The sequence below is a fragment of the Photorhabdus sp. P32 genome, from assembly GCF_038085095.1.
Classification (GTDB): Bacteria; Pseudomonadota; Gammaproteobacteria; order Enterobacterales; family Enterobacteriaceae; genus Photorhabdus; species Photorhabdus luminescens.
The window spans coordinates 1-12676 of sequence record NZ_JAZGJN010000275.1 but is presented as its reverse complement, the minus strand read 5'-3'; the positions used below and the strand labels follow the sequence as shown (position 1 = coordinate 12676).

The 12676-nt window shown below is 40.3% G+C and carries 7 protein-coding genes and 2 pseudogenes; 6 read left to right on the top strand and 3 right to left on the bottom strand.

The window, feature by feature from the left end:
• The first annotated feature begins 32 nt into the window (after positions 1-32).
• Complete coding sequence (locus V2H77_RS14735) at positions 33-2090, top strand: S9 family peptidase (protein ID WP_341499437.1); 2058 nt, start codon at positions 33-35, stop codon at positions 2088-2090.
• A 122-nt stretch (positions 2091-2212) separates the two neighbouring features.
• Positions 2213-4489 carry a TonB-dependent receptor domain-containing protein gene (locus tag V2H77_RS14730; protein ID WP_341499398.1) on the top strand — a complete coding sequence of 759 codons (2277 nt, stop codon included), beginning with the start codon at positions 2213-2215 and terminating at the stop codon, positions 4487-4489.
• 36 nt (positions 4490-4525) lie between these two features.
• Here V2H77_RS14730 and xseA read toward each other — a convergent pair whose 3' ends face one another.
• Complete coding sequence (xseA, locus tag V2H77_RS14725) at positions 4526-5899, bottom strand: exodeoxyribonuclease VII large subunit (protein WP_341499397.1); 1374 nt, start codon at positions 5897-5899, stop codon at positions 4526-4528.
• A gap of 172 nt (positions 5900-6071) precedes the next feature.
• On the opposite strand from xseA, the gene guaB reads away from it, so the two are divergent.
• The 3 genes and pseudogenes from guaB to V2H77_RS23675 all read left to right on the top strand — a co-directional run.
• Positions 6072-7538, top strand: a complete 1467-nt coding sequence (gene guaB / locus V2H77_RS14720) for an IMP dehydrogenase (protein WP_341499396.1) — start codon at positions 6072-6074, stop codon at positions 7536-7538.
• A 73-nt stretch (positions 7539-7611) separates the two neighbouring features.
• Positions 7612-9189, top strand: a complete 1578-nt coding sequence (gene guaA / locus V2H77_RS14715; RefSeq protein WP_341499395.1) for a glutamine-hydrolyzing GMP synthase — start codon at positions 7612-7614, stop codon at positions 9187-9189.
• 1008 nt (positions 9190-10197) lie between these two features.
• Positions 10198-10613: pseudogene (locus tag V2H77_RS23675) on the top strand (ISNCY family transposase); the annotation flags it as partial.
• A 97-nt stretch (positions 10614-10710) separates the two neighbouring features.
• Here the strand turns inward: V2H77_RS23675 and V2H77_RS14705 are convergent.
• The gene (locus V2H77_RS14705) at positions 10711-11307 is read right to left on the bottom strand and encodes a type 1 glutamine amidotransferase family protein (protein WP_341499394.1); all 597 of its coding nucleotides are present in this window, start codon (positions 11305-11307) and stop codon (positions 10711-10713) included.
• Positions 11308-12013: 706 nt separating this feature from the next.
• Here V2H77_RS14705 and V2H77_RS14700 point away from each other — a divergent pair.
• On the top strand, positions 12014-12601 hold the full coding sequence (locus tag V2H77_RS14700; RefSeq protein ID WP_341499393.1) for an AAA family ATPase: 588 nt from the start codon (positions 12014-12016) through the stop codon (positions 12599-12601).
• Here V2H77_RS14700 and V2H77_RS14695 read toward each other — a convergent pair.
• A pseudogene (locus tag V2H77_RS14695) lies at positions 12564-12676 on the bottom strand (IS630 family transposase); the annotation flags it as partial. The gene V2H77_RS14700 and the pseudogene V2H77_RS14695 sit on opposite strands and share 38 nt — an antisense overlap.

Genomic DNA, 12676 nt, shown 5'->3' with positions numbered 1-12676 from the left:
GGTTGAATTCTGCCGCCGCAGAGGAAGAAATTATGCCGCCAAAGGCTATGAAGCAACCACACAATATAACTATTCACGGTGATACTCGTATAGATGATTATTACTGGATGCGGGATGATAATCGTAAAGATCAAAAAGTCATTGATTACTTGACCGCCGAAAATAAATACACCGAACAGATGCTAAAACCCGGTGAGCCATTACGGGATACGTTATACGAAGAAATGGTTGGCAGGATGAAGCAGGATGATCAATCGGTACCTTATACTTATAATGGGTATATTTATCGGACAATCTATGAAACTGGCAAAGATTTCCCGATTTATCAGCGTAAAGCTGTTGATGGCTCATCAGATTGGCAGGTATTGGTCGATGGTAATGAAAGAGCTAAAGGGCATGAATATTACCAACTGAGTAATTTTGCTGTCTCTCTGGATAATAAACGTATTGCGATTGCTGAAGATACGCAGGGACGCCGTAATTATCAGATCTCTTTTAAAGATATTGCGGATAAACAGTGGAATAATGATGTAATAAAAAATACTTCTGGCAACATGGTTTGGGCTAATGACAACAATACATTGTTTTATGTGCGCAGACATTCACAAACCTTATTGCCATATCAAGTATTTCGCCACCAATATGGTAGCAATACCAGCGAAGATCAGAAAATATATCAGGAAGACGATGAGCGTTTTTATTTAAACGTGTCTAAAAGCACTTCCCGTGATTATATCATGTTGTCAATAACCAGTAATTCGACTTCTGAATATTTGTTGATTGATGCAAATAAGCCACAAGCTGAACTTCAAGTATTTTCTCCTCGTCAGGAAGGCAGAGAGTATTATATTGACCATTTCCGCGATCACTTCTATATCCGTTCAAATCATGAGAATGAAACTTATGGACTTTATCAGACGGAAACAATCAATACACCGTGGAAAATAGTTATTGCTCCGCAACAAGATAGTGATCTTGAAGATTTCGATCTGTTTAATGACTGGTTGGTCGTACAGGAGCGAACAAAAGGATTGCCGACAATTCGTCAGATTAATTGGCAGACACAGCAAGAAAAACAGATTAAGTTTGATGATCCAAGTTATATGGCATGGATTGATTACAATCCTGAACCTAATACTGATTTTGTACGTTATGGTTATTCATCCATGACGACACCAAGCTCAACATTCCAATGGAATATGAAAACAGGTGAGCGGGAATTACTTAAGCAGCAGGAAGTCAAAGGTTTCGATAAACATCATTATGAGAGCCAGCGTATTTGGGTGAAGGCCCGTGATGGCGTTGAAGTTCCGGTATCTTTGGTGTATCGAAAATCACTGTTTGAAAAAGGTCATAACCCGATACTGATTTATGGATATGGGGCTTATGGTATCAGCATGGACCCTTCATTTAGCTCACCGCGATTGAGTTTATTAGATCGAGGCTTTGTTTACGCCTTGGTACACGTGCGTGGCGGCGGCGAATTGGGTAAAAAATGGTATCTACAAGGTAAAGTCGAAAATAAAACGAATAGTTTTAATGACTTTATTGATGTGACTAAAGCACTGATTGCTCAGAAATATGGTGACAGCAAACGTGTTTATGCGATGGGAGGGAGTGCTGGTGGTTTATTGATGGGCGCTGTGATTAATCAGGCACCGGAATTATATCACGGTGTGGTTGCTCAGGTTCCATTTGTTGATGCTGTGACAACCATGCTTGATCCTTCTATTCCTTTGACAGTAGGAGAATATGAGGAGTGGGGTAATCCTGAAAATAAAGAGGATTATTTCCGGATTAAATCATATAGTCCGTATGACAATATAAAACACCAACGTTATCCAAACTTATTGGTTACGAGTGGATTTTATGACTCCCAAGTACAATATTGGGAACCCACTAAATGGGTAGCAAAATTACGGGATATGAAGAAAGGTGACTCTGTCCTGTTATTAGAAACCAATATGAGCGCCGGGCATGGTGGTAAATCAGGTCGATTTAATCGATTAAAAGATACTGCACTGGATTACAGTTTTATTTTGATGCTGGATGATGCTAATAAATATTTTCCACAATTGAAAGATAACTGAAATAAATAATATAAGTTTGTTATTTGAAGCACTGATAATAATTTATCAGTGCTAAACATTTTTATTTTCTAAAAACTGGTATGTGAGCAAATATTGATTTGTATGCATTTGGGATGATTGAAATGAAAATAATGACAAAGATAGCAGGGGCCGGTGTGGTTTTAATTGGGCTGCAAGGGTTTGCTTATGGTGAGGAAAAACAAGAAAGGAAATCAGATAAGGTAATGAAGTTCAGTAGCCTTAAGGTTTCTGGTTCGCAGGATGATGCCGAAGTGCGGGCAATGGAAAGGCCCGGTTCTTACAGTTCTAAAGGAGAAGATACCAAACTTCAATCAATGGATAGCATATTACGCAGTATGCCAGGGACCTATACGCAAATAGATCCGGGGCAGGGAACGGTGAGTGTGAATATTCGTGGATTAAGTGGATTTGGTCGAGTGAATATGATGGTTGATGGTGTTAGCCAGAGTTTTTATGGCACATCTCCGACGAGTCCTGCGCACGGTACTACTTATAACCAATTCGGTACAATCATTGATCCTAATTTTATTGTCGGAGTTGATGTCAACCGTGGTCAATCTGATGGCTCAGGTAGTGTTAATGCATTAGTGGGTAGCGCTAATTTTCGCACAATTGGTGTAGATGATGTGATATTTGCTGGGAATTCATTGGGAGTACGCACAAAAACAGCTTATGGAAATAATGGTATTGGCTATAATGGCATGATAGCGGTTGCGGGTAAAACACCGGCTTTCAGTTCTGAAGGTTCAGTAGGCGCTATGTTGGCTGTCAGCGGGCATTCAATTGATGCACATTATAAGAATGGCGATGGCGTATTAAGCGATGAGTTTGTTACAGATAAATCGTTTAAACAAAAACCCAATTCGCAATTAATGAAAATAAAAATTGAACCAAATGAATTTCATGATATGGAGATAAGCGGTCGGAACTATCATAATAAATTCACCCGCCGCCATATTGATAGTCGGGATATTTATGTAAAATACAATTATACTCCATTTAGTGAATGGGTTGATATAAAATTACAGGTCAGCACCAGTGAGAGTAGTCAACGCTATGAAGGCGATGCACTTTTTAAGTTGCTAAATAGCAACGCTAAAAATAAGTCAGATGCAATAGATATCAGTAATATTAGTCGCTTCGATTATGGAGATACAAATTTTGAGTTAACATTTGGCAGTAAGTTGATGGAAACCGAATATAGTAGGACAACGAGTAGTGTTTATTCTGGTCAAGGTAAAGACGAAAAAGAAAAGGAAAAATATAAAAAGACAGATGGCGAAGTAAAAGAAAATAATGTTTTCGCGCCAAGTGGCAAACAAGATATTGCCAGTATTTATGGTGGGTTGAAAATAAATCGTGGAATTTATCAGGCAGATATTACGTTTAATTATATGGATTACAGTGTCAAAGGCTATAAACCGGCTTGTGATCTACGGATTCCTTGTTTTCCCCAAGGAGCAACCGAATTAGATTTAAAAGAACGTGGGTTTAACCCAGGGGTTTTACTATCAGCAGAAATTATTCCTGAGTTCCAACCATTCGTTAGTTATGCCCGTTCAATGAGAGCGCCGAATATTCAGGAGACTTTCTATAGTAATGAAGGTGGTGGCTCCATGAATCCATTTCTGAAAGGAGAGACATCAGACACTTATCAAATTGGCTTTAACAGTTTCCGCCCAGATTTAATTGTAAAGGGGGATATTTTCCGTCTGAAAGCGGCTTGGTATCATACTAAAGTAAAAAATTATATTCTCAGTGATATCTGGCTTATATGTGGCAATAGAAATAAATGTAAAGCCGATAGTTCGACAGATTACAATGAAGTCGATCCTAACATCAAAATGTATATCTATCACAATAGCTTGACTCCGGTAAAAATACACGGATATGAAGTTGCTGCTGATTATGATGCGGGTATGTTTTATAGCAAATTGGCTTATAGCTGGCAAAAAACTCGTCAGCCAACCTCTGCTGCTACAGCGCATTTTGGTGCAGAGCCGTTGTCACAATTACCTGATAGCTTTATGACGTTGGATACGGGTATTCGTTTATTTGATGAGAAACTCCGTGTTGGTGCGATTGTTAAATATACCGGTAATTCTCATCGGCTGGACCCGGATCAATATAATTTTGATGATGAGGGGAGGGTTGTACAGCAAGAAGAACCTAAAATCCCAACGATAGTCGATCTTTATAGCGATTATCAGATAAATCACAATGTGTTGTTGAAATTTTCAATACAGAACTTGGCAAATAAAAATTATTCTGAAGCGCTTAATCGTGCAAATTCTTCTCCATTAATGACTGAGCAAACTTCGGCTATGCAAACCGCTCGGGGCCGGACCTATATTGCCGGCGCAGAAATTCGTTTCTGATTATTTATAGGAAAAATAAGTGGCAAAGGAAGGCCGCTATTTCAGATTTGCAGATCGTTTTTTCCGTTCTTTCTTGATTTTCAATACTTCACTCTCAATCCAGCCATCTTGTAAACGAGTTTTCAGAGAATCACCAACATGTACCTGTTTAGTCTGTTTCAGTAATTCTCCATCCGATGTTTGACTGATGCTGTAACCACGGGCCAGTGTCGCCAGAGGGCTAACGGCTTCCATCCGTGAACAGGAAATAGCAAATTTTTCTCTGGAACGGCTGATTTGCCTTTCGATCGCTTGCCTTAATCGAAAATCTTGTTGCTGAATCTGTTGGCGATATTGGTGGATCTGCGGGCTAGGTTCAGCGTACCAGAGCCGTTGCTGTAATTTCTCATAAGCCAGGCTGCTTTGCTTTAAATGCCGCTGTAAACTGTCAGTGAGTCGTTGGCGTAAACTGACCAGTAAGTTTTGCTGACGCGCTAGTCGTAAATGAGGATGTTGTTGCTGTAAACGATGAGATAACAGACTGAAAATACGCTGTTTTTTGGCAAAGAAGTAATCCATTGCCATTTCCAACCGCTGTTGTTGCGACTGAATGTGGCGTAACAATTCGAGCTGATTACGGCTGACTAGCTCAGCCGCTGCTGATGGTGTCGGGGCGCGTAAATCTGCGACAAAGTCAGCGATAGTGACATCCGTTTCATGACCGACCGCACTGACTATCGGAATATTACTGTGAAAAATCGCTCTGGCGACTTGTTCGTCGTTGAAACTCCATAAGTCTTCTAAAGAGCCGCCTCCGCGTCCGACAATCAATACATCGCACTCCCGCCGTTCATTAGCTAATTCAATAGCTCGGATAATCTGTAACGGCGCTTCTGTTCCCTGAACCGCTGTCGGATAAATGATGATGGGTAATGATGGATCACGGCGCTTTAAAATGTTCAAAACATCATGCAGGGCTGCGCCGCTGGCTGAAGTAATTACACCAAGCTGTTGAGCAGGGGATGGCAACGGTTTTTTATGGCTTTGGTCAAATAACCCTTCTGTACTGAGTTTTTGTTTCAATAATTCAAACTGTTGCTGTAACAGGCCATCACCGGCGGGTTGCATACTTTCAACAATAAGCTGATAGTCCCCTCTTGGCTCGTAAAGCGTGATTGCCGCACGGACCAAAATCTGCTGACCATTTTGTGGTCTGAATGTCACCCGCTGATTGCTACTGCGAAACATTGCTGCCCGCACTTGGGCACGCTCATCTTTTAGCGTGAAGTACCAGTGCCCGGAGGAGGGTTGAGAAAAGTTGGATATTTCAGCGCTTAGCCAAATTCTACCCATTTCCATTTCGAGCAGTTGCCGAACCGTCTGATTCAGGCGACTAACAGAAAAAATTCCCGTGTTAAAAGATAGTGACATGTGAGTAAGATCAAATTTCAAAACAATAACTTAATGTGCTGATACTAACCTGCATCATAAAGTAAGCAAGAAATTTTTTGATAAAATGCTGGAGGCAACCGATTACGTTCTGTATAATGCCGCGGCAATATTTTATTCCTTAAATTTTCAGCAGATTGGTGAGATATTGCTTATGTTACGAATTAAAAAAGAAGCGTTAACCTTTGATGATGTTCTGTTGGTTCCTGCTCACTCTACTGTTCTACCTAACACTGCTGACCTGTCTACTCAACTGACTTCCACCATTCGTCTAAAAGTGCCAATGTTGTCTGCCGCTATGGATACCGTTACTGAATCCGGTTTGGCTATCGCATTGGCTCAGGAAGGTGGAATGGGTTTTATCCATAAAAATATGTCTATTGAGCGTCAGGCAGAAGAAGTTAGCCGAGTCAAAAAACATGAGAGCGGTGTTGTGACAGATCCGGTCACTGTGGCGCCGGAAACAACGCTGCGTGAAGTTCAAGAATTGACAGAACGTAATGGTTTTGCGGGTTATCCGGTTGTCACTGAAGGAAATGAGTTGGTTGGTATCATTACTGGCCGTGATGTACGTTTCGTTACCGATTTGGATCAGCCTGTTACTGCGGTAATGACGCCTAAAGAGCGTCTGGTGACAGTAAAAGAAGGTGAAGCCCGTGAAATTGTGTTGCAGAAAATGCATGAAAAACGTGTTGAAAAAGCGCTGGTAGTTGATGAGAACTTTCATCTACTTGGCATGATCACGGTTAAAGATTTCCAGAAAGCAGAACGTAAACCGAACGCCTGTAAGGATGAACGTGGTCGTTTACGTGTTGGCGCTGCGGTTGGAGCTGGCGCCGGCAATGAAGCGCGTATTGATGCATTGGTTGCCGCTGGTGTTGATGTTCTGCTTATTGATTCCTCGCATGGTCATTCTGAAGGGGTACTGCAACGTATCCGTGAAACTCGCGCTAAGTACCCAGACCTACAAATTATTGGTGGTAACGTGGCGACCGGGGAAGGCGCAAAAGCGCTGGCAGCGGCTGGCGTCAATGCGGTTAAAGTCGGTATTGGTCCCGGTTCTATCTGTACTACCCGTATTGTTACCGGTGTAGGGGTGCCGCAAATTACTGCTATCTCTGATGCGGTTGAAGCATTGGAAGGCACTGGTATTCCAGTTATTGCCGATGGCGGTATTCGTTTCTCCGGTGATATTGCTAAAGCCATCGCTGCGGGAGCGTCGTGTGTTATGGTGGGTTCAATGTTGGCAGGGACAGAAGAGTCGCCGGGAGAAATTGAGCTATACCAAGGACGTTCATTTAAATCTTATCGTGGCATGGGATCATTGGGAGCGATGTCTAAAGGCTCTTCTGATCGATATTTCCAAACTGATAATGCCGCAGACAAATTGGTACCGGAAGGTATTGAAGGCCGTGTTGCTTATAAAGGTTTGCTGAAAAACATTGTCCATCAGCAAATGGGAGGCTTGCGTTCCTGTATGGGGCTGACCGGCTGCGCAACTATTGATGAATTGAGAACCAAAGCAGAATTTGTTCGCATCAGTGGTGCAGGTATTCAGGAAAGCCACGTTCATGATGTCACCATTATCAAAGAGTCTCCAAACTACCGGTTAGGTTTGTAATCCATATTTATTGTGGCCCATATAAGGGCCACTTATCTCTATTTGTTACTTGTTTTTTTGGAATTCACCGCACATGACAACTAATATCCATCAGCACCGCATTCTTATCCTTGATTTTGGTTCGCAATATACTCAATTGATTGCTCGCCGTATCCGTGAAATCGGGGTTTATTGTGAACTTTGGGCATGTGATGTCACAGAAGAGCAAATCCGCGAATTCAACCCAAGCGGCATTATTCTTTCCGGTGGCCCGGAAAGTACCACCGCACAAGGAAGTCCACGGGCTCCTGAATATGTTTTTAACGCTGGCGTTCCAGTTCTGGGCGTTTGCTATGGCATGCAAACGATGTCGGTGCAGTTTGGTGGTAAGGTAGAAGATTCTACTGAGCGTGAATTTGGTTATGCTCAGGTTGAGATTAAAGCGGAAAGTGCATTATTCCGTGGAATCCAGGATTCATTAAATGAGCAAGGTAAACCATTATTGGATGTATGGATGAGTCACGGTGATAAAGTCACTGCAATTCCTGAGGACTTTACCACTATCGCCAGCACTGATACCTGTCCATTCGCCATCATAGCAAATGAAGAAAAACGTTTTTACGGCGTGCAATTCCACCCGGAAGTCACCCATACCCATCAAGGGCAGCGTATATTGGAGCGTTTTGTCCTGGATATATGCCAATGCGAAGCGCTGTGGACACCTGCTTCTATTATCGAAGATACCGTTGTACGCCTGCGTGAACAGATTGGTGAGGATCACGTTATTTTGGGGCTGTCCGGTGGTGTTGATTCCTCTGTCACCGCATTGTTACTGCATCGCGCAATTGGTAACCGCCTGACTTGTGTATTTGTTGATAATGGTTTGTTGCGTTTGAATGAAGCTAATCAGGTGATGGAAATGTTTGCCGGCAAATTTGGGCTGAATATTATTCATGTTCCCGCAGAAGATCGCTTCCTTGCTGCACTGGCTGGCATTAATGATCCGGAAGAGAAACGCAAAACAATTGGCCGTGTGTTTATTGAAGTCTTTGATGAAGAGGCAAGTAAACAGACTCAGGTTAAATGGCTGGCCCAAGGTACTATTTATCCAGACGTCATCGAATCAGCGGCATCGGCGACAGGTAAGGCACACGTTATCAAATCTCATCATAACGTAGGTGGTTTACCGGAAGAGATGAAATTGGGTCTGGTGGAACCGCTAAAAGAGCTGTTTAAAGATGAAGTACGTAAAATTGGTTTGGAATTGGGATTGCCTTATGACATGTTGAATCGCCATCCATTCCCAGGCCCCGGTTTGGGCGTTCGCGTGTTGGGTGAAGTGAAGAAAGAGTACTGCGACTTGCTGCGTTGTGCCGATGCTATTTTTATCGAAGAGCTGCACAAAGCTGATTTGTACAATAAAGTTAGCCAGGCGTTTACAGTATTCTTGCCAGTTCGCTCCGTGGGCGTGATGGGGGATGGCCGTAAATATGATTGGGTTGTTTCGCTACGGGCAGTAGAAACGATTGATTTTATGACCGCGCATTGGGCGCATTTACCATACGATTTCCTGGGCCGGGTTTCTAACCGGATCATCAATGAAGTCAATGGGATATCGAGAGTTGTCTATGATGTCAGCGGTAAACCACCTGCGACTATTGAGTGGGAATAAGTTCTCAGAATCCATAAATATCCATTGAGATCCAAAAACACCAGTAAAATTAATGTATTTTCTGGTGTTTTTATTTATGGAGGTTTGTTGAGATCTGTAATCAATAGGAAGCTACATGTTTATACTATGGCAGTATCAAAAATGGATATAGAGAGCTAGATATTATGGAAAATAAGTTAAAGTTGTTACAGCTTGGGGGTAACACTTTGATTGGGATGGTATTCTTAAAGTCGAGATCACCTAGCTGGCAAAAGATAATGTTATTCTGAAAAAAGCGGTGGCATTATTTGTATAGGAAAGTCTCTAAGGTACGTTAGTAGATTACTTAATTTCAGGATACTTTGAAATCATACGGAATAATTTGTTCAATGAATAGCAAAGACAATTGTTGTAATAGCGTGATAATGGGAAACTTTTATCACACACTGAAATCAGAGTTGATGTCGGGTAAAGTTTTTCCTGCTAGGTACAGGCAATAAACGTGACATTTGATGATATCTAAGTGTCTTGTAATTGGCGTTATAAATACTCTAAATTGGGTTATCTGTTCTCGGCAGATTATGACTACTGAGTAATTGGGTGAGAATATAATTTCGAGAACAGATGATTTTTTTCAAGGCATTGGTATTATGCCGTATGAGAGTAGATAGTTAATCATGATGTGGTTGTGTAGCACAAATATAGTAATGTCACTTTTTGCGGCATAAAGGATAAAACCCTTTTGCTAGAAGAAGGATATTCAGATGTTGGTGATTATGTCAGATAAGGAATTAAATCGGGTTAACGTTATTCAGGCGGTTTCTGAGAAATGCTTGAGACGGAGTGATACTGCGCTCAACTGAAACTGACAGAACGGTAGGTTCAACGGCTCGTCAATCGTTATCGTGAATCAGATACTGCTGCATTAGCTCACGGTCATCGGGGAAAACAGGGCACTGCCTGAATCATTTAAACTTCGGGTGTTGGCTCTGCTGCATGAGAATTACAGTGATTTTGGTCCGACATACCGAAAGCGCCGAAGAACTTGATGATATGTTTGCTTGGCAAGAGACTCGTAAGCTGACTAAATCGTTAACCTTCCGATATGACAAAATGATTTATTTGATTGAACCGACAAAAGAAAACTCAAGAATTGCCGGAGAAAATATCAAAGTCTATGACTATCCAGATGGCACATTAGCGTTTAAATATGGCTATTGGTCACTGAATTATCAAGTCTTCGATGAGCTCGATTGTATTAAATAAGGATAAATCGTTGATAATAAAAGTTTTGGCACGGTATTAAAATTCGCTCAGGACAAAATGGATGAACTGGAACGTCAGGGTAAACGAGACAGAAGTCAGAGTATGCCAAACGCCGGGCTCAGGTGCGTTATCAGGAGCAACTCAGAACCATAAATTCTGTACTGTTCAATTCTGAATAATTTAAAGTCAGTTTCAAATTATAACCGAAAGTTGAAAAGTTAATGCAGAAAAAAGGTATGTTAAATATCTATTCAATATTACTGGACTGATGTCTGTCTATTTAAATGGATCTTCTTCATATTGAAGAAGATAATTGTAATAGCCTATTCGAAACAACTCATGATCTTTTTTAATTATATCTGGTGTTTCAAAATTTAGATTTTTTAGTATGCACTCTGAGAATTGAATACATGCCGTACCATTTGCTGTGATTAAATTTCTATCAACAACTACTTGTTTTAAAATAAAATTATCATCATTTTTATATTTATTATAATTTCTCCATAAATATGGGGAATTTCCAGTGTGTTTATAATCATTTAATATTCCATTCCTCGCCAAAAAATCAACAGCCCCACAAATTGCAGCAACAACAACTCCATCATTGAGATAAATGGAAATAAGTTTATTTAGTTTACTTGATTCTATATGCCATGAATTTCCTCCGATCAAGACAAAAAGATCAACGTAGTAGGGAAGGGTATCAATGGAATGATCAATCATGGTGGTGAAACCACCTATTGATTTACAGGTTCCTTTTTCTAGAGAAACAGTCTCTACTGTCCACTCTTTGCTTGCATTCAGCCTACTAGCAAGAAAGGCACCTTCCCAATCTGCATAGTTATCCAGTAAGAAAAAAAAAGCTTTTTTCATCCGCAACTTCCTTTTGTATTTGGACTTCAAATCATTAACCCGCATCCCTATTCTTTCAGATAAAAGGTGACATTTCTGCCTTGCAGGATTGGGTGGCATTTTAAACTTGCAATAACAAGGGGTTGGTTGTTGTCTAGAACGAGAACTAAATATCAGTTAGTATCGGATCTATGTCTTGTTTACAGTTTTGACGTATCGTAACAGATCGATAAGTATTAAATAAGGAACCTCTCCACTGTCATTATCAATGTAATTAATGGGTTGCAAGGAGGAGTGAGCCGCCGCTTACTTAATCATTAACGTCTAGGCCAAGAACGGAAGTGCTGAATCACATTTTCCCACTGCCCATAACGAAAACGACGGTATTTACGAACGAAGACTGACTTTTGTCTGTTCATATTTCCTCCGTTATTTCTAACGACAGTGCGGACCACTGACAATCCTTAAACCTAACAGTTACAAGCATGTAATCTGGATAGCTAAGGAAAATAGGAAAAACGACAGCTCACAATGGATAGTATACAATAAATGTAAAGATATGGAAGTGTTATAATTACATGAAATTGAGAATTATTATGGCTAATTCGTGTGACACTCGACCATACCGGTGGTATAGGTATGTAGTCAATTGAATTTATAAGGTGTTTAAAAATATTAGTTTTTATGTTAAAACATGGGAATTTCGTGTATTTAGAGAGAAAATGATATGATTAAATCGTTGACTATATCTGGAGTTGCTACATATTTGAAAGAGCATGCTGTTGAAATTGATACAAATAAAAAAGTGAACTTATTTTATGGGCAAAATGGTTCTGGGAAATCTACTCTAGGGCGTTATCTGCAATCAATTGATGACAGCCAATTTTTGAATTGCTTGCATGAGCCGAGAAAGAATCAGTTAGATATATTAGTATATAATAATGAATTTATCGAAAGAAATTTTTATACTCATAGTCATCCGGGAATTTTCACTTTGAATGAGGAAAATATAGAAGCAAAGAAAATAATAGAAAGTAAAAAAAATAATAATTTTACTTTAAATGAGAGAAGGAATGTCTTATTTAATAATATTAATGAGTCTAAAGGAGAGATTTCTAGGCTCAAAAGTGAATTGAAAAATTTAGTTTGGGATTATGCTGCGGATTATCGAAATAATAATAATCCATTGCATAATTATCTGAATGGTTATAAGAAGAGTAAAGATAAGTTTTTCGAAAAAATTTTCAAATATCCCTGTGATATATACCCAATAAACTTCAAAATGCAGTTTTTAGCACCTGAAAATGGTCGTTAATTCTGGACGTCAGCGAGTCCGCTATATCAGGTAGCGTTGTAGTGAAAAATTTGAACACTTTGTCTCGAAATTCAT